We start from the raw sequence: 23,284 nt of genomic DNA on the forward strand, positions 1-23,284 counted from the left end.
CTGTGGATACCTTGAGGTCTGCGGATTGCGGATAGCAAGACGCCCCACAGAGGGGGCGTCTTGTTCAATCAGTATGGCGCTTCTGTCAGGCCGCGGCTTTCTTGGCGGCCGACTCGATCTGCCGGGTAATGTACCACTGCTGGGCGATCGACAGGACGTTGTTGACTACCCAGTACAGCACCAGGCCGGCCGGGAACCACAGGAAGAAGAAGGTGAAGATGATCGGCATCAGCTTCAGCACCTTGGCCTGCATGGGGTCCGGCGGAGTCGGGTTCAGCTGCTGCTGAATAAACATGGTGGCGCCCATGATGATCGGCAGAATGAAGAACGGATCCTTGATCGACAGGTCGGTGATCCAGAACATCCAGGGTGCCTGGCGCATTTCCACGCTTTCAAGCAGTACCCAGTAGAGGGCGAGGAAGACCGGCATCTGCACCAGGATCGGCAGGCAGCCGCCCAGCGGATTGATCTTCTCCTTCTTGTACAGCTCCATCATTGCCTGGGACATCTTCTGGCGATCGTCACCGAACTGTTCCTTCAGGGCCTGCAGCTTCGGCGACACGGCACGCATGCGTGCCATGGACTTGTAGCTGGCGGCGGACAGCGGGAAGAAGGCGCCTTTGATTAGGATGGTCAGGACGATGATCGACCAGCCCCAGTTGCCCAACAGGTTGTGGATATGTTGCAGCAGCCAGAAGATCGGCTGGGCGATGAACCAGAGGAAGCCGTAGTCGACGGTCAGTTCCAGGCCCGGGGACAACTGCTTCAGGTGTTCCTGGATCTTCGGACCGGCGTAAAGGGTTGCGGAGGTCTCGGCCTGGGCGCCGGCCGGCACGTTCAGCGCGGAGCCGACGAAACCGACGATGTAGTTGCCCTTGGAGTCCTTGCGGGTCTGGATGGCGTTGTTCTGATCCTTGTCGGCAACCCAGGCGGTCACGAAGTAGTGCTGCAGCCAGGCGACCCAGCCAGCCTGCACGGTTTCCTTGAAGGGCTGCTTGTCCATGTCGCCCATGGACACTTTCTTGTATGGCTCATCCGGGGTCCAGACCGCGGCGCCCAGGTAGGTGGACACGCCGGTGGCGGTGTTGGAGGACGGGTCGGAGCTAGCATCACGCTTGAGCTGCGCGTACATGCTGCCGGTCCAGGGCTGGGCGCCCTGGTTGTCGATCTTGTACGACACTTTCAGATCGTACTTGCCGCGGGTCAGGGTGAAGCGCTTGGTGTAATTGACACCGGCTTCGCTGAAAGTCAGGTCGACCACCAGCTGGTCCTGGCCGTCGGCCAGCTTGAATTGACGCTGGGTCGCGCTGTAGAGCGGGCGGCCGTTGGCGCGGGCGTCCGGGCCATTGGCGCCGACGAGACCGCTCTGGGCCTGGTACAGGCGTTCGCCGCCGTTGTCGAACAGCTGGAAGGGCACCTCCGGATGGTCCTGGCGACGCGGGTACTTCGGCAGGGTCAGCTGGACGATGTCCCCGCCGTTCGGGTCGATGGCCAGGTTGAGGACGTCGGTTTCAACGCGGATCAGGTCGCTGCTGGGCGCTACCTGTGCGGCTGCCGGCTCGGTGCGCTCTGCGCTTGCGGTCGGCACGTCGTCGCTGGACTTGGCGGTTGCGGTGTTGTCCGGCAGGGTCGCTTGTGCACTGCTGGCGCTGGTGCCTGCAGTCGGCAGGGCGGCTTGACCGTAGTCCTGGTTCCATTGGAGAACCATCAGGTAGGACACGATTGCCAGGGCGACGATCAGGATCGAGCGTTGAATATCCATGATTACTCGGCCATCGAAGGGGGTTGGGAAGTGTTGGCGGGTGGCACCGGGTCATAGCCGCCCGGATTCCACGGATGACAGCGGCCGAGCCGACGCAGGGTCAGCCAGCCACCACGCAGGACGCCATGCTGTTCGATGGCCTCCTGCGCGTAGCAGGAACAACTGGGATAGAAACGACAGTGACTGGCCATCAGCGGGCTGATGGCGTAGCGGTAGAACTGGATCGGAACGAGGGCCAGTTTACGCATGGGGACTGTCGGACACCCCTGATCCGGTTTGTTCTGGGGCCCGGCTGCGCGCGAGGCGCTTCCAGAGTTTGCCGAACTGATGCCTCAGCTCGGGGTTCTCCAGGTCGCCAATGCCTTTACGCGCCACGATGACGATATCCCATCCGGCCAACGACTCGAGGTTGTGGCGGAAGGATTCGCGAATCTGGCGTTTGAGGCGATTGCGCTCTACGGAGAGCTTGACGCTCTTTTTGCCGATCACCAGACCTAGGCGGGGATGATCGAGGCCGTTGTCGCGCGCGAGGAGCAGGACGTGCTTGCCGGGAACCTTCCCGGTTGGTGAGTCAAAGACTGCCTTGAATTGTCGAGGAACCAGCAGACGCTTTTCCCGACCGAAGCCCTGACTCACCACCCGTTCCGGATAAATCAGACGGTCAGGCGCTTGCGGCCCTTGGCGCGACGACGCGACAGGACTGCGCGGCCGTTCTTGGTGGCCATGCGGGCACGGAAGCCGTGGGTGCGAGCGCGCTTGAGGGTGCTGGGTTGGAAAGTGCGTTTCATGATGCTTTACCTGGTGGTCACTACGGGCCGGAAGTGGCCCCCGTTTAAAGAGACCGGCAATTCTAGAGAAACGGGGCGGGCAGGTCAATTTCCAACCAGTACCGTCGAGCAAAAGAAAATAAAAGGAAAGGAAATCTAGAAAAGCTTGGCTGTGTTTATTAATGCTGTGTGACTGGTCGGCCTGTGGAAAACCTTCTAAAGGCCACGTACAGCCTGGCTTTCCGGAGCCTAACAACCTTGTCGACAACGGGTGACCTGGCTGTGGGGGAGCTGGGCAGAAGCTGGGGGCGGATTGGCACTTTACCCACAGGCGGAATATCCAGATGGTTTTCCCCAGGGAGGAAAGGGGGGTTATTGCATGGTTATCCACAAGATTCATGCCAACCACATCGCTCTCCGGAGCGGTGAATAACATCTTGATTTTATTCAACCATTGGCTCCTTTTCGTGTGGATAACTCTTTCGGCGGCGGCTACAATGACGGCTGTTTTTTGCGTCCGGCACCTTTCCGACTTGGGGGATATCCGTGTCAGTGGAACTTTGGCAGCAGTGCGTGGAGCTCCTCCGCGATGAGCTGCCTGCCCAGCAATTCAACACCTGGATCCGCCCATTGCAGGTTGAAGCCGATGGAGACGAACTGCGCGTCTACGCGCCCAACAGGTTCGTGCTCGATTGGGTCAACGAGAAGTACATGGGCCGACTCCTCGAGTTGCTTGGCGAACGGGGCAATGGCCTGGCGCCAGCCCTCTCCTTATTAATAGGCAGCAAGCGCAGCCCGGCACCGCGAAAGGCACCTCCGCCCCCGCCGCCGGTCATGGCGCCGCCGCCCCCTGCTCCCGCACCCGTGCAGATGCGTATCGAGACCGTGGAAGAAAACCGCGACAATCTCGACCCGCTTGCATCGGTGGTGCCCGCGCCGGCAATCCGTACCGAGCGCTCGGTGCAGGTGGAAGGCGCGCTGAAGCACACCAGCTACCTGAACCGCACCTTCACCTTCGAGAACTTCGTCGAGGGCAAGTCGAACCAGCTGGCTCGAGCAGCCGCCTGGCAGGTGGCCGACAATCCGAAGCACGGATACAACCCGCTGTTCCTTTATGGCGGCGTCGGCCTCGGCAAGACCCACCTGATGCATGCTGTGGGTAACCATCTGCTGAAGAAAAATCCGAATGCCAAGGTGGTTTACCTGCATTCCGAACGCTTCGTCGCAGACATGGTGAAAGCCCTTCAGCTGAATGCCATCAACGAGTTCAAGCGCTTCTACCGATCCGTGGACGCATTGCTGATCGACGATATTCAGTTCTTCGCGCGCAAGGAGCGTTCGCAGGAGGAGTTTTTCCACACCTTCAACGCCCTGCTCGAAGGTGGTCAGCAGGTGATCCTTACCAGCGACCGCTACCCGAAGGAGATCGAGGGTCTGGAAGAGCGCCTGAAATCCCGCTTCGGTTGGGGGCTCACGGTTGCAGTGGAACCGCCGGAGCTCGAAACCCGTGTCGCGATCCTGATGAAGAAAGCCGAGCAGGCCAAGGTCGATCTGCCTCACGATGCCGCGTTCTTCATCGCCCAGCGTATTCGTTCCAACGTTCGCGAACTGGAAGGTGCGTTGAAGCGGGTGATCGCCCATGCCCACTTCATGGGGCGGGACATCACCATCGAACTGATCCGCGAGTCGCTCAAGGACCTCCTGGCCCTGCAGGACAAGCTGGTCAGCATCGACAATATCCAGCGCACGGTAGTCGAGTACTACAAGATCAAGATGTCCGACATGCTCTCCAAGCGCCGTTCGCGCTCGGTGGCGAGGCCTCGACAGGTCGCCATGGCGTTGTCCAAGGAACTGACCAATCACAGCCTGCCGGAAATCGGCGATGCCTTTGGCGGACGAGACCACACCACGGTGCTCCACGCCTGTCGTAAGATTGCGCAATTAAGGGAATCCGACGCGGACATTCGCGAGGATTACAAGAATCTGCTGCGTACACTCACCACCTGATCGCAGCCCAAGAGGCAAGGGACTAGACCATGCATTTCACAATTCAACGCGAAGCCCTGTTGAAACCCCTGCAACTGGTCGCCGGCGTAGTTGAGCGCCGCCAGACCTTGCCGGTCCTCTCCAACGTTCTGCTGGTAGTCGAAGGCCAGCAGTTGTCGTTGACCGGTACCGACCTCGAGGTCGAACTGGTCGGGCGCGTTGCCCTGGAAGAGCCGGCCGAGCCTGGTGAGATTACTGTACCGGCACGCAAGCTGATGGATATCTGCAAGAGCCTGCCCAGCGATGCGTTGATCGACATCCGCGTCGACGAGCAGAAGCTGCTGATCAAGGCCGGCCGCAGCCGTTTCACCCTGTCCACCCTGCCGGCGAACGACTTCCCCACGGTCGAGGAAGGCCCGGGTTCGCTGAACTTCAGCCTGGTGCAGAGCAAACTGCGCCGTCTGATCGAACGCACTAGCTTCGCCATGGCCCAGCAGGATGTGCGCTACTACCTCAACGGCATGCTGCTGGAGGTGAATGCCGGGATCCTGCGCGCCGTCGCCACCGATGGCCATCGCCTGGCGATGTGCGCCATGGATGCTGGCATCGAAGGTGTCGAGCGCCACCAGGTGATCGTGCCGCGCAAGGGCATTCTCGAATTGGCCCGCCTGCTTACCGAGCAGGACGGTGAAGTCCGCATCGTACTCGGCCAGCACCACATCCGTGCTACCACTGGCGAGTTCACCTTCACCTCGAAGCTGGTGGATGGCAAGTTCCCGGACTACGAGCGTGTCCTGCCCCGTGGCGGCGACAAATTGGTCGTGGGCGATCGCCAGGCACTTCGTGAAGCCTTTAGCCGGACCGCGATTCTGTCCAACGAGAAGTACCGCGGTATTCGCCTGACTCTGGCTTCCGGCCAGCTGAAGATCCAGGCCAACAACCCGGAGCAGGAAGAGGCGGAAGAGGAAGTGGCCGTGGACTACAACGGCAGCAATCTGGAGATCGGCTTCAACGTGAGCTATCTGCTCGACGTGCTGGGGGTGATGTCCACCGAGCAGGTTCGCCTGATCCTGTCCGATGCCAATAGCAGCGCGTTGGTGCAGGAAGCCGACAACGACGACTCTTCCTACGTCGTCATGCCGATGCGCCTGTAACCACTCGATGTCCCTCAGCCGTATCTCGGTCACCGGCGTGCGCAACCTGCACCCGGTGACCCTCTCCCCCTCCCCCCGCATCAACATTCTCTACGGCGCCAACGGCAGTGGCAAAACCAGCCTGCTGGAAGCCATCCACCTGTTAGGCCTTGCCCGCTCCTTTCGCAGCACTCGCTTGCAACCGGTGATCCAGTACGCGCAGCCAGCGTGCACGGTATTCGGTCAGGTCAGCCTTGCCGAGGGTGGGCAATGCAATCTGGGGATATCACGAGATCGCCAGGGGGAATTTCAGATTCGTATCGATGGGCAGAATGCCAAGAGCACAGCGCAATTGGCTGAAGCCCTGCCGCTACAATTGATCAATCCGGACAGTTTTCGCTTGCTGGAAGGGGCACCGAAGATTCGCAGACAGTTCCTGGATTGGGGAGTGTTCCACGTGGAACCTCGATTCCTTCCCGCGTGGCAAAGGCTGCAGAAGGCCCTGCGGCAGCGGAACTCGTGGCTCCGGCATGGTACACTGGACGCCGCTTCGCAGGCGGCTTGGGACCGGGAATTATGCCTGGCCAGTGATGAGATCGATCAGTATCGACGGGCCTACATCCAGGCATTGAAACCGGTATTCGAGCAGACGCTCGCAGACCTGGTTGAACTCGATGGGCTGACACTCAGTTACTACCGTGGCTGGGACAAGGATCGGGAGCTGTCCGAAGTGCTGACGACTTCCCTCCTCCGCGACCAACAGATCGGACATACCCAGGCAGGTCCGCAACGCGCCGACCTGCGATTGCGCTCAGGTGCACACAACGCGGCAGACATACTTTCGCGGGGACAGCAGAAGCTGGTGGTTTGCGCATTGCGCATTGCCCAAGGCCATCTGGTGAACCATGCGAAGCGAGGCCAGTGCATCTATCTAGTTGACGACTTACCGTCGGAATTGGATGAACAGCATCGGCAGGCACTTTGCCGATTGCTGGAAGGTTTAGATTGCCAGGTGTTCATCACCTGTGTTGACCATGAATTTCTGAGGGACGGCTGGCATAGGGATACGCCGGTCGCCATGTTCCACGTGGAACATGGCTGTATCAGCCCCACGATCATCGGGAGTGAAGCATGAGCGAGAACAGAACGTACGACTCTTCCAGCATCAAGGTGCTGAAGGGGCTGGATGCCGTACGCAAACGCCCCGGTATGTACATCGGCGACACCGACGATGGCACCGGTCTGCACCACATGGTGTTCGAGGTTGTCGACAACTCGATCGACGAAGCGCTCGCCGGCTTCTGCTCGGAGATCAGCATCACCATCCATACCGATGAGTCCATCACCGTGCGCGATAATGGTCGCGGCATCCCGGTGGATATCCATAAGGAAGAAGGGGTTTCTGCCGCCGAGGTCATCATGACCGTACTGCACGCCGGCGGTAAGTTCGACGACAACACCTACAAGGTATCCGGCGGTCTGCACGGTGTGGGGGTGTCGGTAGTGAACGCCCTTTCGGAAGAATTGCGCTTGACCATTCGCCGCGCTGGCCAGGTTTGGGAACAGATCTATCGCCACGGTGTTCCACAGTTTCCCCTGCGCCCGGTCGGCGAGACTGAAGGTACCGGAACCGAGGTGCACTTCAAGGCTTCGGCAGAAACCTTCACCAACATCCACTTCAGCTGGGACATCCTGGCCAAGCGCCTGCGTGAACTGTCGTTCCTGAACTCGGGCGTCGGCATCGTGCTGCGCGATGAGCGCAGTGGCAAAGAGGAGCTGTTCAAGTACGAAGGTGGCCTCAAGGCTTTTGTCGCGTACCTGAACACCAACAAGACGATCGTCAACGAAGTCTTCCACTTCAACATCCAGCGTGAAGAAGACGGCGTGGGCGTCGAAGTGGCTCTGCAGTGGAACGACAGTTTCAACGAGAACATCCTCTGCTTCACCAACAACATTCCCCAGCGAGATGGTGGTACTCACCTGGCAGGCTTCCGCTCTGCCCTGACCCGTCATCTGAACAACTACATCGAGCAGGAAGGCCTGGCGAAGAAGTACAAGATCGCCACCACCGGTGACGACGCCCGTGAAGGCCTGACCGCCATCATTTCGGTGAAGGTGCCAGATCCCAAGTTCAGCTCCCAGACCAAGGACAAGCTGGTTTCCTCCGAGGTGAAGACCGCGGTGGAGCAGGAGATGGGCAAGTACTTCTCCGACTTCCTGCTGGAGAACCCCAACGAAGCCAAGGCAGTGGTCGGCAAGATGATCGACGCTGCCCGTGCCCGTGAAGCCGCGCGCAAGGCCCGCGAGATGACCCGCCGCAAGGGCGCCCTGGACATCGCCGGCCTGCCGGGCAAGTTGGCGGACTGCCAGGAGAAGGACCCTGCCCTCTCCGAACTCTACATAGTGGAGGGTGACTCTGCGGGTGGCTCGGCCAAGCAAGGCCGTAACCGCAAGACTCAGGCGATCCTGCCGCTCAAGGGCAAGATCCTCAACGTGGAAAAAGCCCGATTCGACAAGATGCTTTCCTCGCAGGAAGTCGGCACCCTGATCACCGCGCTCGGTTGCGGTATCGGTCGCGAGGAATACAACATCGAGAAGCTGCGCTACCACAACATCATCATCATGACCGACGCCGACGTCGACGGTTCGCACATCCGCACCCTGCTGCTGACCTTCTTCTTCCGGCAGATGCCTGAGCTGATCGAGCGTGGCTACATCTATATCGCCCAGCCGCCGCTGTACAAGGTCAAGAAGGGCAAGCAGGAGCAGTACATCAAGGACGACGAGGCCATGGACGAATACATGACCCAGTCGGCTCTGGAAGACGCCAGCGTGCATGTCAACGAGAACGCCCCGGGCCTCTCCGGCGAAGCGCTCGAGCGCCTGGTGAATGACTATCGCGGCGTGATGCGTATCATCAAGCGCCTGTCGCGCCTGTACCCGCAGGACCTGACCGAGCACATGGTCTACCTGCCGCGCGTGTCCGTAGAGCAGCTCGCCGACCAGACCGCCATGCAGACCTGGCTGGAAGGCTTCCAGGCGCGCCTGAAAGGCGCCGAAAAGTCCGGCCTGACCTATAGCGCCAGCCTTCGCGAGGATCGCGAGCGCCACCTCTGGTTGCCGGAAGTGGAACAGACTGCCCACGGTCTGTCCCACTACATCACCTTCAACCGCGACTTCTTCGCCAGCAACGACTACCGCCAGGTAACCGAACTGGGCGATCAGCTCAACAACTTGCTGGAAGAAGGTGCCTTCGTCCAGCGTGGCGAGCGCAAGAAGCCGGTAACCAGCTTCAAGGAAGCCCTCGCCTGGCTGATGACGGAAAGCACCAAGCGTCACACCATCCAGCGCTATAAAGGGCTGGGTGAGATGAACCCTGAGCAGCTGTGGGAAACCACCATGGACCCGAACGTCCGTCGCATGCTCAAGGTCACCATCGAAGACGCTATCGCAGCCGACCAGATATTCAACACGCTGATGGGCGATGCCGTGGAACCACGTCGTGACTTCATCGAAAGCAACGCGCTGGCAGTGTCCAACCTGGACGTCTGAGTGGAGCGGGAAATAGTTAATGTCCACTGCGGACAAAGTTAACTTCCTTCCCTTTCCTTGATACAAGCCCCGGTAGATCGAGAGGTCTACCGGGGTTTTTCATTCTGATGGAGGAGGACCTATTCCACTCCGGTCTCCTACTATCGAGCCAACGACATTCTGGATATCGGCTACGGCAGCCATGCACCAGGGCTGGCACCTGGGCTTGGCCGGCCTAGCGCATCACACCAGGTGACTCGCTGAATTCGGACAATCAGGAACTCGAACAGCTGGAGGATCTTCGGAGAGCTTGGACCGATCAAGGGGACCCTCGGGCAAGACTCGCCGAGTTGAATCCACCTTGGGAGTACCTTCATGAGGAGCGTTTTACACGGAAGCATTGCGCGTCTGTCGCTACTACGCTCTGCGCCTGTGTCGCGCTGGAGATGCTACCTACCCACGCAACATGGATGGCTGACGCGGAACGGCAGACACCTGCGCGGGCTCGGGCGGCTGAGGTGATCTAGGGCCTGAAGGCCCAGGAGCAGTCTGGTCGGGTTATTCCCCCTGTCATGATTCCATTGCCAGCCCTTCCATCGACCCATGTGCCAGAGGCTGTGGAAACACCTTCACTCCCGCTGCGGGAACCAGAGGTTGTGGCAACTGTTCCCCAGGCAGAGCCCGTTCAGGTTAACTGGGCTGCGCCGACACCTCCGGCGTTTCCGAATGACTCCCAGTTACCCTCGCCAGAGGTGGCCATCACAGCGCCGGCAAAGGTTTGGCGCCGCGCGTCTCTTGAGGGCACCTAGGCCATCGAGGATGGCAGCTACTCGATGGACATCGAACAGGACGGAGACGATCTGGTTGCCGTCGACTCGAACAAGCGGTCGATCTAAAAGAAGCAAGGTGGCGGCAGTTACCAGTTCTATAATCCGAATACCGGTTCCACGTTCTCGCTGCGCTTCCTCGACGAGCGCACAGTTGAAGCGGATCCTGCGCCGTCTGCCGGCACGCCCAGCATCTTGAAACGGGCGGAGGGGCAGGCCGCAGCTGAGTCTTCGACTGTGAACGAAACCTATGCGGCAATCGCGTAGCGCTACAACGAGTTGGCTCAGAGCGATACAGATAACGCGCAGGCTTGGACGATGTGCTCAGCGGTAGCGTTCAAGCGCAGCCTGTCCGCTGGGGAAGACTCCTTCTGGTAAGTCGAAGTCACCCACAGGAACCTGGGGAGCGCTGGGCCTTACCTCTCCAGATCGGGGCCGCTGCTGGAGGTAACAGGATGTGTGACACAGAGTGTTACCTTGTCCTTGCCCCAGGATTGGCCATGCGAGTCGTAAGGGAACAGTTTCGTACCCTGGTCAGGGCCTTCAGAGCATGATTATTTTATAAATCATTGATTTATAAAGGTTTTGTATTTTATGGCACGACTCATGCTCTATATATGGGACAACAACAACAAAAAGCTTCAAGAAGAAATATTTCGACTCTGACAAAACAAAAACAACAGGCCAGAGAAGAAGCAAACCGATTTTTTTGGAAAGGGTGTGCCATTCCGCACCCGGTGACTGGAGCAACATAACAATAAAACTACCTCAAGGTAGCGGCGCTCTGGTTGGTTCAATTGATGACGATGGCATGATCAGCGTCCAAAAAAATCTGTTTGCCCTGGATCCATTTGGGATCAGCCAATTCTGGCTCGCTAGCAGCCAGTAGCGAAGAACAACAACGAACACTCGAATAAGAACAACAACAATAAAGAAGAAACATTTGAGGGGAGCTTAGGCTCCCCTCAGTGCTTTCCGCCTCCCGCAAATTCGTGACTTCCAGTCTTCCTCTTCTCGGTCCCAGGGCACGCTGGCGCGCGTTTGTCGTGTGACCATGGGGGGGTGGCCGCCATTACGTGGGAATCGTAGTCTGGGAGCGATCCATGGGCCCTGTAGGGCCTGCCGAGGAGCAGGATGATGGAAGAGAACAATGAGCAGTCTGCGATCTCCGATGAGGAGATCAGCGCCTACATGATGCGTCAGCTACGTTCCGGCCGGGTGAAGCCCGCAGTGCTGGTGGTGCTGACCGAGAAGACCTTTCCCGACGTGGAGCGCGAGCGGATCATCCGCTGCTTCAACGCCCTGGATTCCAGGTATCTGAAAGGTTGAGCCAGGACGCCGGCGGGAAATCGTTATGCACTTTTTCGCTTAGCCTTAGCGCGATTTACAAAGCCTTGTAAATCAGCGCTTTAACCGGCATTTTTGGCAGTTCGCCAAAATCTTGTTAACAGTTTATCCACAGATCAGGCCGGTTGGTCGACGGTCGCTGCGGATTGCGGGCCTTCCAGTTCGCGCTGAGCTGCTTCCACCCAGGCGAAGGCGCGGTCGTTCAGCGCAGCGATGGCGCGTGGGCCCTCCCCTTCGGCATACATCGGCGGGCCGATGATCACCTGGATGGTGCCCGGGTGCTTGGCCCAGCCTTCCTTGGGCCAGAAGGTGCCGGCGTTGTGGGCCACCGGTAGTACCGGAAGCTGGGCATTGACCGCCAGTGCGGCGCCACCACGGGAGAATTTGCCCATCTGGCCAGCCGGCACGCGGGTCCCTTCGGGGAAGATCAGTACCCAGGCTCCCTGCTTGAGGCGCTCATCCCCCTGGCTGGCAAGCTGCTTGAGGGCAGCCTTGGGATTGCTGCGATCGATGGCGATGGGTTTCATCAGCGCCATGGCCCAGCCGAAGAAGGGCACGCGCAGCAGTTCTCGTTTGACCACCTGGCTGAGGGGCTCGAACGCTCCGGAGAGGAAGAAGGTCTCCCAGGTGCTCTGGTGCTTGGCAAGGATCACGCAGGGCCGCTCCGGCACGTTTTCCAGGCCCTTCACCTCGTAACGGATGCCCACCATCACCTTGGCCAGCCAGACGGCGAAACGGCACCAGCGCCAGACGATGAAGCGGTAGCGGGCGCGGAAGGGCATGAAGGGTGCGAAGAAGAGACTCAACGTGCCCCAGATGAATGCGCTCAACGATAGCAACAGGTAAAAGAGGAAAGTTCTGGTGGCCTGCACTGTCGTCATGGGAGCTGTTGACCTTATTGAAGGAGATGCGCGGCGACCGCCGCCAGATCGTCGAATACCAGGGTGCCCGCTGGCAAGGGCTTGGCCAGGGTCCGTTCGCCCTTGCCGGTCTTCACCAGAACGGGCTGACAATCGACGGCAAGCGCGGCGTCCAGGTCACCACTGCTGTCGCCGACGAACCAGATACCAGCAAGGTCCACGCCATAGTGCTCGGCAATACGCTTGAGCATACCGGGGCGCGGCTTGCGGCAGTCGCAGCCATCGTCAGGACCATGCGGGCAATGCACGATCAGGCCGATTTCGCCGCCCTGCTCTGCCACCAGTTCACGCAGGCGTGCATGCATGGATTCCAGGGTGGCCAGGTCGTAGTAACCGCGTGCGACGCCGGACTGGTTGGTGGCCACGGCCACGGTCCAGCCGGCCCGGCTCAGGCGGGCGATTGCGTCGATAGAGCTGGGAATGGGGATCCACTCTTCGAGCGATTTGATGTACTCGTCGGAGTCCAGGTTGATGACACCGTCGCGATCAAGAATCAGTAGTTTCATTCGAACAGAGCCTGAAGCCGGAAAACTGAAGCTGGAGGCCGGGCATACCCGGTCTCCAGCTTCCTGCTTTCAGCCTGGGTTCAACCCAGTACCGAGATATCCGCTACGCCCAGGAACAGGCCGCGCAGCTTGGCCAGCAACGCATAACGGTTGTTCCGTACTGCGGCATCTTCGGCGTTGACCAGCACCGCTTCGAAGAAGCTGTCCACCGGCTCGCGCAGGCTGGCCAGGCGCTCCAGGGTTTCGCGGTAACTGCCGGCGGCCGCCAGGGCCTGCTCGGCGTCGGCCACGGCGTTGGCCAGGGCCTGTTCTGCGGCTTCCTGCAGCAGCGTGCTGTCGATGCTGGCCGGTACGGCCCCGTCGGCCTTGCTCAGCAGGTTGGAGACGCGCTTGTTGGCAGCGGCCAGGGCAGCGGCTTCCGGGAGCTTGCGGAAGGCCTGCACGGCCTGCACGCGCTGGTCGAAGTCCAGCGCCGAGGACGGCTGCAGGGCACGTACCGAGAGGTATACGGCCACGTCCACGCCTTCATCCTCGTAACGCGCGCGCAGGCGGTCGAAGACGAAGTCCAGAACCTGGTCGGCCAGGCCTTCGGCCTTGACCTTGGCGCCATAGAGATCGATGGCGACGGCGACGGCGGCGGCCAGGTCGAGGTCCAGTTGCTTTTCGATCAGGATACGCAGCACGCCCAGGGCCTGGCGGCGCAGGGCGAAGGGGTCCTTGCTGCCGGTGGGCAGCATGCCGATGCCGAAGATACCCACCAGAGTGTCCAGCTTGTCGGCCACGGCCACGGCGGCGCCGGTGAGGGTCTGCGGCAGCTCAGCGCCAGCGCCACGGGGCATGTACTGCTCGTTAAGCGCCTGGGCGACGTCTTCCGCCTCGCCGTCGTTGAGGGCGTAGTAGTAGCCGGCGATGCCTTGCATCTCGGGGAATTCACCGACCATTTCGGTGGCCAGGTCGCACTTGGCAAGGATGCCGGCGCGAGCAGCGCGAACCGGGTCGGCTCCGATCTGCTCGGCGACGAAACCGGCCAGGCGGGAAACCCGTTCGGCCTTCTCGAACACCGTGCCGAGCTGGGCCTGGAACACCACGTTCTTCAGGCGCTCGTTGAAGCTTTCCAGCTTCTGCTTCTTGTCCTGCTTGAAGAAGAATTCGGCGTCGGTGAGGCGCGGACGCACCACCTTTTCGTTGCCGGAAATGATCTGCGCCGGGTCCTTGCTGACCACGTTGGCCACGGTGATGAAGCGCGGCAGCAACTTGCCGTTGGCATCCAGCAGGCAGAAGTACTTCTGGTTGTCCTGCATGGTGGTGATCAGGGCTTCCTGCGGCACCTCGAGGAAGCGTTCCTCGAAGGAGCACACCAGCGGCACCGGCCACTCGACCAGGGCGGTCACTTCATCCAGCAGGTCGGCGGGGACCACCGCGGTGCCTTTCTGCTCGGCGGCCAGTTCGGCCACGCGCTTGGCAATGATCTCGCGGCGCTCGGCGAAGTCGGCCAGTACATGGGCGCTACGCAAGTCTTCCAGGTAAGTGGAGGGCTTGCTGATGCGGATGTTGTCCGGATTGTGGAAGCGGTGGCCGCGGGATTCACGACCGGCCTTCTGGGCAAGGATCACGCAGTCGATGACCTCTTCGCCGAACAGCATCACCAGCCACTGGGTCGGACGGACGAACTCTTCGCGACGGGCTGCCCAGCGCATGCGCTTGGGGATGGGCAGGCCGGCGAGGGAAGTTTCGACGATGCCGGGCAGCAGACCGGCAGCCGGCTGGCCCGGGATGCTCTGGCTGAACTTCAGCTTGGGGCCGCCCTTGTCGATCTGCTCCAGGTCGACACCGCACTTGCGGGCGAAGCCCAGGGCGGCCTGGGTCGGTTTGCCTTCGGCATCGAAGGCGGCCTGGATCGGCGGGCCGTCGAGGTTGACGCTGCGGTCGGGCTGCTGGGTGGCCAGTTGCTCCACCAGCACCGCCAGGCGGCGCGGGGCGGCAAATACCTGGGCCTTGGCATAGCCAAGGCCGGCGGCCTTGAGGCCCTGCTCGATGCCGGCGAGGAAGGCGTCACCGAGCGATTTCAGGGCCTTGGGTGGCAGCTCTTCAGTGCCCAGTTCTACCAGAAAATCTTGTGCACTCATGCTTGAGCCTCCAGCTTGGCCAGTACTTCGTCACGCAGTTCGGGAGTGGCCATGGGGAAGCCGAGGCGCGCGCGCGCCTGCAGGTAGCTCTGCGCCACTGCGCGGGCCAGGGTGCGCACGCGCAGGATGTAGCGCTGGCGCTCGGTCACCGAGATGGCGCGGCGGGCGTCCAGCAGGTTGAAGGTGTGGGAGGCCTTGAGGACCATCTCGTAGGTCGGCAGCGGCAGCTCCAGCTCGATCAGGCGGTTGGCCTCGCTTTCGTAGAAGTCGAAGAGCTCGAACAGCTTCGGCACGTTGGCGTGCTCGAAGTTGAAGGTGGACTGCTCCACTTCGTTCTGGTGGAACACATCACCGTAGGTGACCTTGCCGAAGGGGCCGTCCGTCCAGATCAGGTCGTAGACCGAGTCGACGCCCTGCAGGTACATGGCCAGGCGTTCCAGACCGTAGGTGATCTCGCCGGTGACCGGGAAGCACTCGATGCCGCCGACCTGCTGGAAATAGGTGAACTGAGTGACTTCCATGCCGTTAAGCCAGATTTCCCAGCCCAGGCCCCAGGCGCCAAGGGTCGGCGATTCCCAGTTGTCCTCGACGAAGCGGATGTCGTGCACCAGCGGGTCGATACCAATGGCTTTCAGCGAGCCGAGGTACAGCTCCTGGAAGTTTTCCGGGTTGGGTTTGAGCACCACCTGGAACTGGTAATAGTGCTGCAGGCGGTTGGGGTTCTCGCCGTAGCGACCATCGGTCGGGCGGCGGGACGGCTGCACGTACGCGGCGTTCCACGTCTCCGGGCCGATGGCGCGGAGGAAGGTGGCGGTGTGGAAGGTACCGGCGCCCACTTCCATGTCGTAGGGCTGGAGCACCACACAGCCCTGCTCGGCCCAGTACTGCTGCAGGGCGAGGATCAGGTCTTGGAAGGTGCGCACGGCGGGCGTAGTCTGGCTCACGAATTTCACCTGTGCTGGGTCTTCGACGGAAAATGCCGGAGTATACCCGATCCGACCCGCCGCCACCGCATGGAAAGCCTTATGCCACGCTGCTTCTGGTGCAATGACGACCCCCTCTACATCGCCTACCACGACACCGAATGGGGCGTACCGCTGAAGGACCCGGCGGCGCTCTTCGAACTGCTCCTGCTGGAGGGCTTCCAGGCCGGCCTGTCGTGGATCACCGTGCTGAAGAAGCGTGAGCGCTACCGTGAAGTCCTGTTCGGCTTCGACCCGCAGCGCCTGGCGCGGATGAGCGACGAGGAGATCGAGCAGCGGATGCAGGACCCAGGCATCATCCGCAACCTGCTCAAGCTCAAGGCCGCGCGGCAGAACGCCCAGGCCTGGCTGCGACTGGACGACCCGGCGGTGCTGCTCTGGTCCTTCGTCGGCGGTGCGCCCAAGGTCAATCACTTCAGCGAGCGGGGCCAGGTGCCGGCGGTCACTCCCGAAGCCGAGGCCATGAGCAAGGCACTCAAGAAGGCCGGCTTCACCTTCGTCGGCCCGACCATTTGCTACGCCTTCATGCAGGCCGCCGGCATGGTCATGGATCACACCATCGATTGCGATCGCTACCGCGAACTGACTGCCTGAGGCGGGATTCCGCTGCCTGGCGAGGGTAGAATGCCCCCTTTTGAATCTCCTGGAGTTGCCTGTGGATAAGCTGAAAGGCGCGCTGGTCGTCGGTTTCCTGCGCCTCTTCGCCCTGTTGCCCTGGCGTGCCGTACAAGCGGTCGGCGCGACCATCGGCTGGCTGATGTGGAAGTTGCCCAATCGTTCCCGTGACGTGGTGCGGATCAACCTGTCGAAGTGCTTCCCCGAATGGTCGCCGGCCGAACTGGACCAGCGCGTGGGCCAGAGCCTGAAGGACATCGGCAAGACCTTAACCGAAAGCGCCTGCGCCTGGATCTGGCCGGCGGAGAAATCCATTGGCCTGGTGCGCGAGGTGGAAGGCCTGGAAGTGCTGCACGAGGCCCTGGCCAGCGGCAAGGGCGTGGTCGGTATCACCAGCCACCTGGGCAACTGGGAAGTCCTCAACCACTTCTACTGCGCCCAGTGCAAACCCATCATCTTCTACCGCCCGCCCAAGCTGAAGGCGGTGGACGACCTGCTGCAGAAGCAGCGGGTGCAGTTGGGCAACCGCGTGGCACCTTCCACCAAGGAAGGCATCCTCAGCGTCATCAAGGAAGTGCGCAAGGGCGGAGCCGTGGGCATCCCCGCCGACCCGGAGCCGAGCCTGTCGGCCGGCCTGTTCGTGCCCTTCCTCGGCACCCGTGCGCTGACCAGCAAGTTCGTTCCCGGCATGCTCGCCGGCGGAAAGGCGCGCGGTGTGTTCCTGCATGCCCTGCGACTGCCCGATGGCTCGGGCTTCAAGGTGATCCTGGAAGCCGCGCCCGAGGCGATGTACAGCGAGGACCTGGAAGAGGCCGTGACCGCGATGAGCCAAGTGGTGGAGAAGTACGTGCGGGCCTACCCCACCCAGTACATGTGGAGCATGAAACGCTTCAAGAAGCGGCCCGAGGGCGAGAAGAAGTGGTATTGACGAAGAAGGCGCCGGAAGGCGCCTTTTTCATGCCTTGTGGGTTCGAATTCATTCGAAAAGCAGGCCGAAGGCCTGCCCGGCGAGCTATCCCAGCTCCAGAGGGGTTGTGCCGATCCGCGAATAGCCTTATTAACGGCAGCAGAAAAATTGGCTCAGGATGGCGCGATCCCATGGCAAACCAGCGGCAATTTCCCCGAACTCCGATGAAGTGCCGGATCAAGATCAGCCACCCGAGCTTCGGTGAGCTGATCGCCCAGACCCGCGATCTGTCCGATGGCGGGGTCTATGTCCGGCATCCCGACCTGGCGGCCCTGCCACTTGGCAGCTTGGTTCGCGGCCAGGTGCAGGACCTGCCGATGGAGGCACCCATCCTGGAAATGGAAGTGACGCGGGTGGATGCCGAAGGCGCCGGCCTCCGCTTCCTGTCGGGCGACTGATTGCCTCTGCGTTCACTCCGCAATCGCAGCCTTCAACGCAGCGTATAGCCGCTGTCCACCACCAGATCCTGCCCGTACAGGCCGCGCGCGGCCGGCGAAAGCAGGAAGAGGATGACTTCGGCCACCGCTTCCGGCTCGAGGAAGCGGCCGCCCAGCAGGCGCTGGTTCACCGTACCGGCCACCGCGCCAAGCTGGTCATCGTCCAGGCCAAGGCTCGACCAGATGGGCGTGGCGGTGGGGCCGGGCGATACCAGGTTCAAGCGCACACCGCGCTCGGCCATTTCCACGGCCAGGGTGCGCACCTGCGCCTTCAACGCGCTCTTCGAGGCGATGTAGGCGGCGAGCCCGGGGAAGGTCACCTGGGCGAGGAAGGTGCCGATGAACACCACCGAGGCCGATGGCGCCAATTGATCACGCAGTGCTGCGAGGGTGTCGAGGGCGCCGGCTCCGTTGACCGCCCATTGCGCGGCGAAGGCGGCAGTGTCCAGGCCGTCGGCCAGACGCGCGATGCCGGCGTTCGGCACCAGACAGTCCACCGGGCCCAGACTGCGTGCCACAGTCGCCAGGGCCGCGAGGTCGGCGGCACGGGTGACATCGCCGGGCTGCCAGCGCAGGGCGGCGCCGAAGCGTGCTTTCAGATCGTCCAGCCCGCCGACGCTCCGGCTCATGGCCAATACGCGGGCACCACGGTCGAGCAACTGCTCGACGAGGGACAGGCCGATACCGGAGCTGGCGCCGGTGACTACGGCAAGGCGATTCTCGAATGTTTCCTGGGGCATGACAGGGGTCCTGTTGTGAAGGGAGTCGTCGGGCTCAGCCACGACGCTCTGTCAGAAACAAGAACCGCGCCAAAAATAAAAGGCTTATAAATCAATAATTTGAAAGCGTTGATGTCCGTATGACTGCAAATATTTGCGGTCATACGGACACAGATTGCGGTCATTATGACTCACGTCAGTTGGCTTTCTTGACCGTGCTGAGGAAGCAACGGGTGCGCTCTTCCCGTGGGTTGCCGAAGTGCTCTTCCGGAGCGCCCGCCCTTGCGGCGGGGCTCCTTCGCAGGCCCGCAAGGTGGGCTGAAGTCCACCCTACCGGTTCAACCTATGAACGCTTGTCCAGCCGCTTCAGGAATACCGTCATCTCCTTCTCCGCCTGCTTGTCGCCATGGGCGCGGGCGGCGTCCAGGCCCTGGGTCCAGGCTTCTCGCGCCGCGGCATGCTCGCCCTGGGCTTCCAGGGCCTTGCCCAGCAGTTTCCAGGCGGCCGAATACTTGGGGTCGAAGACCACGCACTGACGCAGGTGTTCGACGGCCTTCGGGTGGTCGCCCTGATCCAGGTAGCCCTTGCCCAGGCCGAAGCGCAACAGGGCGTTGTCGACGCCCTTGGCCAGCATTTTTTCCAGTGACTCGATCATGCCCTGCTCTCCTGCCAATCGCGTTCGTCATTGTGCCAGCTAGAAGCGCCAGAAGGCCGGGGTGAGAAGGATCAGCGGGGAAAATACCTCCAGCCGGCCCAGCACCATGGCCAGGCTCAGCACCAGCTTGGCGCTGTCGGGCAGGTTGGCATAGTGCGTGGCGTCCTCGCCCAGGGCGGGGCCGAGGTTGTTCATGCAGGAGGCCAGGGCGGAGAAGGCGGTCAGCTGGTCCAGGTCCAGGGCGAGCAGGATCAGCAGGAGGACGCGGCCGGAATGGTCGGAGAACTGTCCGAAACCATTCCCGCGCCGCGGTGCGGCCGACCTAGAAGAAGGTCAGGCCGACCTGGAACAGGCGCTCGGCATCGCGGATGTACTTCTTGTCCACGAGGAACAGGATCACGTGGTCCCCCGATTCGATCACCGTGTCGTCGTGGGCGATCAGCACTTCCTCGTCGCGGATGATGGCGCCGATGGTGGTGCCCGGCGGCAGGGCGATGTCCTCGATCATCTTGCCCACCACCTTGCTCGACTTCGCGTCGCCATGGGCGATGGCTTCGATGGCCTCGGCCGCGCCGCGGCGCAGGGAGTGCACGCTGACGATGTCGCCGCGGCGCACGTGGGTCAGCAGGGTGCCGATGGTGGCCAACTGAGGGCTGATGGCGATGTCGATGTCGCCGCCCTGCACCAGATCCACGTAGGCCGGGTTGTTGATGATGGTCATCACCTTGCGCGCGCCCAGGCGCTTGGCCAGCAGCGAGGACATGATGTTGGCCTCGTCGTCGTTGGTCAGGGCGAGGAAGATGTCCGCGTCGTTGATGTTCTCCTCCACCAGCAGGTCGCGGTCGGAGGCGCTGCCCTGCAGGACGACGGTGCTGTCCAGGGTCTCCGAGAGGTGTCGGCAGCGCGCCGGGTTCATCTCGATGATCTTCACCTGGTAGCGGCTCTCGATGGCTTCGGCCAGGCGCTCGCCGATATGGCCGCCGCCGGCGATCACCACCCGCTTGTAGTTGTCCTCAAGGCGCCGCAGTTCGCTCATCACCGCGCGGATGTGGGCCTTGGCGGCGATGAAGAAGACTTCGTCATCGGCCTCGATAACCGTGTCGCCCTTGGGAATGATCGGCCGGTTGCGGCGGAAGATGGCCGCCACGCGGGTGTCGACGTTCGGCATGTGCTGTCGGATCTGGCGTAGTTCCTGGCCCACCAGCGGGCCGCCGTAGTAGGCCTTGACCCCCACCAGCTGGGCCTTGCCCTCAGCGAAGTCGATCACCTGCAGGGCGCCGGGGTACTCGATCAGGCGCTTGATGTAGTTGGTCACCACCTGTTCCGGGCTGATCAGCACGTCCACCGGAATGGCCTCGTTATCGAACAGGCCGGCGCGGGTCAGGTAGGCCGCCTCACGCACCCGGGCGATCTTGGTGGGGGTGTGGAACAGGGTGTAGGCCACCTGGCAGGCGACCATGTTCACCTCGTCGCTGTTGGTCACCGCGACCAGCATGTCGGCGTCGTCGGCGCCGGCCTGGCGCAGCACGGTGGGGAAGGAGCCACGGCCGTGCACGGTACGGATGTCGAGACGGTCACCGAGGTCGCGCAGGCGGTCGCCGTCGGTATCGACCACGGTGATGTCGTTGGCTTCGCCCGAGAGGTGTTCGGCCAGGGTGCCCCCCACCTGGCCGGCGCCGAGAATGATGATCTTCACTGCTAGCTCCGTTAGCCGCGCGCTGAGGCGGCGATCTTGATCAGCTTGGCATAGTAGAAACCGTCATGACCGTCTTCCTGCGCCAGCAACTGGCGGCCATGGGGTTGTTTCAATCCGTAGGGGCCGGGGATGTCCAGCTCGCGGGCGCCAGGCGTGCGGGCGAGGAAGGCGGCAATGTTGTCGCTGTTTTCCTGTGGCAGGGTCGAGCAGGTGGCGTAGAGCAGCACGCCGCCCACTTCCAGCGTCGGCCAGAGTGCGTCCAGCAGCTCGCCCTGGAGCTGGGCCAGGGCGGGGATGTCCTCCGCCTGGCGGGTCAGCTTGATGTCCGGGTGGCGGCGAATTACGCCGGTCGCCGAGCATGGCGCATCGAGCAGGATGCGCTGGAAGGGCTTGCCGTCCCACCAGGCGCCCGTGTCACGGCCGTCGGCGGCGATCAGGGTGGCCTGCAATTGCAGCCGTGCCAGGTTCTCGCGCACGCGCACCAGCCGGCTTTCTTCCAAGTCGACGGCCACCACCTCGGCGAGGCCCGGTTCGGCCTCCAGCAGGTGGCAGGTCTTGCCGCCGGGGGCGCAGCAGGCGTCCAGCACGCGCTGGCCGGGTGCGAGTTCGAGCAGGTCGGCGGACAGTTGCGCGGCCTCATCCTGCACGCTGACGCGGCCTTCGGCGAAGCCGGGCAGGGTCTTCACATCGCAGGCTTCCTCGAGGCGGATGCCGTCGCGGCTGAAGCGGCAGGGTCCGGCGCTGATGCCGGCCCGCGCCAGCTCGGTCAGGTAGGCATCGCGGCTGCCATGGCGGCGGTTGACCCGCAGGATCAGCGGCGGATGCGCGTTGTTCGCCGCACACACCGCTTCCCAGTGCTCCGGCCAGCTGGCCTTGAGTGCCTTCTGCAGCCAGCGCGGGTGGGCGGTGCGGGCGGCCGGGTCGCGTTCCAGCTCGGCGAAGATGGCTTCGCCCTGGCGCTGGGCGTTGCGCAGCACGGCATTGAGCAGGCCCTTGGCCCAGGGCTTCTTCAGCTTGTCCGAGCAACCAACGGTTTCGCCAATGGCGGCGTGGGCAGGGATGCGGGTGTAGAAGAGCTGGTAGAGGCCCACCAGCAGCAGGGCTTCGACGTCCTTGTCGGCAGCCTTGAACGGCTTCTGCAACAGGCGATCGGCCAGGGCGGCGAGGCGCGGCTGCCAACGGGCGGCGCCGAAGGCGAGGTCCTGGGCCAAGGCGCGGTCGCGGGGCTCCACCTTGTCCAGCTGCGGCGGCAGGCTGCCGCCGAGGGAAGCCTTGCCGGAAAGGACCGCGGCCAGGGCGCGTGCGGCAGCGAGACGCGGGTTCATGCGCCCAGCACCTTGCCCACGGCGAACTGCTCGCGGCGGCTGTTGTAGAGGTCGGCGAAGTTCAGCGGCTTGCCGCCGGGCAGCTGCAGGCGGGTGAGAAGCAGGGCGCCCTCGCCGCAGGCGACGGTCAGGCCGTCCTTGCTGGCGGCGAGGATCTGTCCGGGCACACCCTTGCCCTCACCGAGGGTGGCGGCCAGCACTTTCAACGGCTCGCCATCGAGGCTGCTATGGCAGATCGGCCAGGGGTTGAAGGCGCGCACCAGGCGTTCCAGCTCAACGGCCGGGCGGCTCCAGTCGATCCGCGCTTCGTCCTTGTTCAGCTTGTGGGCGTAGTTGGCCAGGGCATCGTCCTGCACCTCGCCTTGGAGCGTGCCGGCGGCCAGGCCTTCGACGGCTTGCAGCACGGCCTGGGGGCCGAGCTGGGCGAGACGGTCGTGCAGGCTGCCGCCGGTGTCGGAGGCCGCGATCGGCGTGGTGACCTTGAGCAGCATGGGGCCGGTATCCAGGCCCGCTTCCATCTGCATCACGGTGACGCCGCTCTCCGCGTCACCCGCCTGCACCGCGCGCTGGATCGGCGCGGCGCCGCGCCAGCGCGGCAGCAACGAGGCGTGGCTGTTGATGCAGCCGAGGCGCGGGGTGTCGAGCACCACCTGCGGCAGGATCAGGCCGTAGGCCACCACCACCATCAGGTCCGCGCCCAGGGCCTTCAGTTCAGCCTGGGCGGCCGGGTCGCGCAGCGTCGGCGGCTGCAGCACCGGGATGTCGTGCTCCACGGCAAGCTGTTTGACCGGGCTCGGCATCAGCTTCTGGCCACGGCCGGCCGGGCGGTCTGGCTGGGTGTAGACGGCGACTATCTGGTGAGGGGAGTCGAGCAGGGCTTTGAGGTGCTCGGCGGCAAACTCCGGGGTGCCGGCGAAGACGAGGCGCAAAGGCTGGGTCATGGCTACTCGCTAAAAGAAAAAGGCTTGCCGGAGCAAGCCTT

General features: G+C 62.6%; 21 protein-coding genes and 1 pseudogene. 8 read left to right on the forward strand and 14 right to left on the reverse strand.

Annotation, left to right across the window (positions count from 1 at the left end; translation table 11 throughout):
• Nucleotides 1-85: 85 nt before the first annotated feature.
• From yidC to rpmH, 4 genes are read right to left on the reverse strand one after another with little or no spacing between them, the layout of a single operon-like run.
• The gene (gene yidC, locus E8F12_RS18775) at nt 86-1,762 is read right to left on the reverse strand and encodes a membrane protein insertase YidC (protein WP_280326713.1); all 1,677 of its coding nucleotides are present in this window, start codon (nt 1,760-1,762) and stop codon (nt 86-88) included.
• A 2-nt stretch (nt 1,763-1,764) separates the two neighbouring features.
• A complete protein-coding gene (gene yidD, locus E8F12_RS18780; protein WP_280326714.1) occupies nt 1,765-2,010 on the reverse strand; it encodes a membrane protein insertion efficiency factor YidD in 246 nt (81 codons plus the stop codon).
• Nucleotides 2,003-2,401, reverse strand: a complete 399-nt coding sequence (gene rnpA / locus E8F12_RS18785) for a ribonuclease P protein component (protein WP_280292077.1) — start codon at nt 2,399-2,401, stop codon at nt 2,003-2,005. The genes yidD and rnpA overlap by 8 nt, the downstream gene beginning before the upstream one ends.
• A gap of 14 nt (nt 2,402-2,415) precedes the next feature.
• On the reverse strand, nt 2,416-2,550 hold the full coding sequence (gene rpmH, locus E8F12_RS18790; protein WP_137973924.1) for a 50S ribosomal protein L34: 135 nt from the start codon (nt 2,548-2,550) through the stop codon (nt 2,416-2,418).
• Nucleotides 2,551-3,075: 525 nt separating this feature from the next.
• On the opposite strand from rpmH, the gene dnaA reads away from it, so the two are divergent.
• From dnaA to E8F12_RS18815, 5 genes and pseudogenes are all read left to right on the forward strand, one after another.
• Complete coding sequence (dnaA, locus tag E8F12_RS18795; protein WP_280292202.1) at nt 3,076-4,536, forward strand: chromosomal replication initiator protein DnaA; 1,461 nt, start codon at nt 3,076-3,078, stop codon at nt 4,534-4,536.
• 29 nt (nt 4,537-4,565) lie between these two features.
• Complete coding sequence (gene dnaN / locus E8F12_RS18800) at nt 4,566-5,669, forward strand: DNA polymerase III subunit beta (protein WP_280292078.1); 1,104 nt, start codon at nt 4,566-4,568, stop codon at nt 5,667-5,669.
• A gap of 7 nt (nt 5,670-5,676) precedes the next feature.
• Nucleotides 5,677-6,776 (forward strand): annotated as a pseudogene (gene recF, locus E8F12_RS18805) (DNA replication/repair protein RecF).
• 3 nt (nt 6,777-6,779) lie between these two features.
• Nucleotides 6,780-9,200, forward strand: a complete 2,421-nt coding sequence (gyrB, locus tag E8F12_RS18810; protein ID WP_280326715.1) for a DNA topoisomerase (ATP-hydrolyzing) subunit B — start codon at nt 6,780-6,782, stop codon at nt 9,198-9,200.
• Between the two features lie 1,943 nt (nt 9,201-11,143).
• The gene (locus E8F12_RS18815) at nt 11,144-11,335 is read left to right on the forward strand and encodes a hypothetical protein (protein ID WP_280326716.1); all 192 of its coding nucleotides are present in this window, start codon (nt 11,144-11,146) and stop codon (nt 11,333-11,335) included.
• Nucleotides 11,336-11,469: 134 nt separating this feature from the next.
• Here E8F12_RS18815 and E8F12_RS18820 read toward each other — a convergent pair whose 3' ends face one another.
• From E8F12_RS18820 to glyQ, 4 genes are all read right to left on the reverse strand, one after another.
• Nucleotides 11,470-12,234: a lysophospholipid acyltransferase family protein gene (locus tag E8F12_RS18820; RefSeq protein ID WP_280326717.1), complete on the reverse strand. Its 765-nt coding sequence runs from the start codon at nt 12,232-12,234 to the stop codon at nt 11,470-11,472.
• 14 nt (nt 12,235-12,248) lie between these two features.
• Nucleotides 12,249-12,779, reverse strand: a complete 531-nt coding sequence (gene gmhB / locus E8F12_RS18825; RefSeq protein ID WP_280326718.1) for a D-glycero-beta-D-manno-heptose 1,7-bisphosphate 7-phosphatase — start codon at nt 12,777-12,779, stop codon at nt 12,249-12,251.
• Between the two features lie 80 nt (nt 12,780-12,859).
• A complete protein-coding gene (glyS, locus tag E8F12_RS18830) occupies nt 12,860-14,905 on the reverse strand; it encodes a glycine--tRNA ligase subunit beta (RefSeq protein WP_280326719.1) in 2,046 nt (681 codons plus the stop codon).
• Nucleotides 14,902-15,849: a glycine--tRNA ligase subunit alpha gene (gene glyQ / locus E8F12_RS18835; protein WP_280326720.1), complete on the reverse strand. Its 948-nt coding sequence runs from the start codon at nt 15,847-15,849 to the stop codon at nt 14,902-14,904. The genes glyS and glyQ overlap by 4 nt, the downstream gene beginning before the upstream one ends.
• A gap of 81 nt (nt 15,850-15,930) precedes the next feature.
• On the opposite strand from glyQ, the gene E8F12_RS18840 reads away from it, so the two are divergent.
• The 3 genes from E8F12_RS18840 (at nt 15,931) to E8F12_RS18850 (ending at nt 17,868) form a co-directional block, all read left to right on the forward strand.
• Nucleotides 15,931-16,482 (forward strand): DNA-3-methyladenine glycosylase I, encoded by a 552-nt coding sequence (locus tag E8F12_RS18840; protein WP_280326721.1) that lies wholly within the window; start codon nt 15,931-15,933, stop codon nt 16,480-16,482.
• Nucleotides 16,483-16,543: 61 nt separating this feature from the next.
• Nucleotides 16,544-17,431: a lysophospholipid acyltransferase gene (locus tag E8F12_RS18845; protein WP_280326722.1), complete on the forward strand. Its 888-nt coding sequence runs from the start codon at nt 16,544-16,546 to the stop codon at nt 17,429-17,431.
• Nucleotides 17,432-17,601: 170 nt separating this feature from the next.
• On the forward strand, nt 17,602-17,868 hold the full coding sequence (locus tag E8F12_RS18850; protein WP_280326723.1) for a PilZ domain-containing protein: 267 nt from the start codon (nt 17,602-17,604) through the stop codon (nt 17,866-17,868).
• Between the two features lie 32 nt (nt 17,869-17,900).
• Here the strand turns inward: E8F12_RS18850 and E8F12_RS18855 are convergent, their stop codons facing one another.
• The 6 genes from E8F12_RS18855 to fmt all read right to left on the reverse strand — a co-directional run bounded on the left by E8F12_RS18855 (nt 17,901) and on the right by fmt (nt 23,243).
• Nucleotides 17,901-18,647, reverse strand: coding sequence for an SDR family oxidoreductase (locus E8F12_RS18855; RefSeq protein ID WP_280326724.1), 747 nt, complete (start codon nt 18,645-18,647; stop codon nt 17,901-17,903).
• 322 nt (nt 18,648-18,969) lie between these two features.
• Nucleotides 18,970-19,281, reverse strand: a complete 312-nt coding sequence (locus E8F12_RS18860) for a tetratricopeptide repeat protein (protein WP_280326725.1) — start codon at nt 19,279-19,281, stop codon at nt 18,970-18,972.
• A gap of 39 nt (nt 19,282-19,320) precedes the next feature.
• Nucleotides 19,321-19,539 (reverse strand): potassium transporter TrkG, encoded by a 219-nt coding sequence (locus tag E8F12_RS18865; protein ID WP_348532431.1) that lies wholly within the window; start codon nt 19,537-19,539, stop codon nt 19,321-19,323.
• Nucleotides 19,540-19,603: 64 nt separating this feature from the next.
• Nucleotides 19,604-20,977: a Trk system potassium transporter TrkA gene (gene trkA, locus E8F12_RS18870; protein WP_280292090.1), complete on the reverse strand. Its 1,374-nt coding sequence runs from the start codon at nt 20,975-20,977 to the stop codon at nt 19,604-19,606.
• Nucleotides 20,978-20,988: 11 nt separating this feature from the next.
• Entirely contained in the window at nt 20,989-22,302 is a 1,314-nt protein-coding gene (gene rsmB / locus E8F12_RS18875; protein WP_280326726.1) for a 16S rRNA (cytosine(967)-C(5))-methyltransferase RsmB, read from the reverse strand.
• Nucleotides 22,299-23,243, reverse strand: coding sequence for a methionyl-tRNA formyltransferase (fmt, locus tag E8F12_RS18880; RefSeq protein WP_280326727.1), 945 nt, complete (start codon nt 23,241-23,243; stop codon nt 22,299-22,301). Before fmt ends, rsmB begins: the two co-directional genes overlap by 4 nt.
• Nucleotides 23,244-23,284: the final 41 nt, after the last annotated feature.

Source organism: Pseudomonas sp. BN102, from assembly GCF_029871245.1.
Taxonomy (GTDB): Bacteria; Pseudomonadota; Gammaproteobacteria; order Pseudomonadales; family Pseudomonadaceae; genus Metapseudomonas.

Bases quoted from the DNA above. Each gene is read 5' to 3' on its own strand.
- yidC (WP_280326713.1), bottom strand. From the start codon at position 1,762: ATGGATATTCAACGCTCGATCCTGATCGTCGCCCTGGCAATCGTGTCC.
- yidD (WP_280326714.1), bottom strand. From the start codon at position 2,010: ATGCGTAAACTGGCCCTCGTTCCGATCCAGTTCTACCGCTACGCCATC.
- rpmH (WP_137973924.1), bottom strand. From the start codon at position 2,550: ATGAAACGCACTTTCCAACCCAGCACCCTCAAGCGCGCTCGCACCCAC.
- dnaN (WP_280292078.1), top strand. From the start codon at position 4,566: ATGCATTTCACAATTCAACGCGAAGCCCTGTTGAAACCCCTGCAACTG.
- gyrB (WP_280326715.1), top strand. From the start codon at position 6,780: ATGAGCGAGAACAGAACGTACGACTCTTCCAGCATCAAGGTGCTGAAG.
- E8F12_RS18815 (WP_280326716.1), top strand. From the start codon at position 11,144: ATGGAAGAGAACAATGAGCAGTCTGCGATCTCCGATGAGGAGATCAGC.
- E8F12_RS18820 (WP_280326717.1), bottom strand. From the start codon at position 12,234: ATGACGACAGTGCAGGCCACCAGAACTTTCCTCTTTTACCTGTTGCTA.
- gmhB (WP_280326718.1), bottom strand. From the start codon at position 12,779: ATGAAACTACTGATTCTTGATCGCGACGGTGTCATCAACCTGGACTCC.
- glyS (WP_280326719.1), bottom strand. From the start codon at position 14,905: ATGAGTGCACAAGATTTTCTGGTAGAACTGGGCACTGAAGAGCTGCCA.
- E8F12_RS18840 (WP_280326721.1), top strand. From the start codon at position 15,931: ATGCCACGCTGCTTCTGGTGCAATGACGACCCCCTCTACATCGCCTAC.
- E8F12_RS18850 (WP_280326723.1), top strand. From the start codon at position 17,602: ATGGCAAACCAGCGGCAATTTCCCCGAACTCCGATGAAGTGCCGGATC.
- E8F12_RS18855 (WP_280326724.1), bottom strand. From the start codon at position 18,647: ATGCCCCAGGAAACATTCGAGAATCGCCTTGCCGTAGTCACCGGCGCC.
- E8F12_RS18860 (WP_280326725.1), bottom strand. From the start codon at position 19,281: ATGATCGAGTCACTGGAAAAAATGCTGGCCAAGGGCGTCGACAACGCC.
- rsmB (WP_280326726.1), bottom strand. From the start codon at position 22,302: ATGAACCCGCGTCTCGCTGCCGCACGCGCCCTGGCCGCGGTCCTTTCC.
- fmt (WP_280326727.1), bottom strand. From the start codon at position 23,243: ATGACCCAGCCTTTGCGCCTCGTCTTCGCCGGCACCCCGGAGTTTGCC.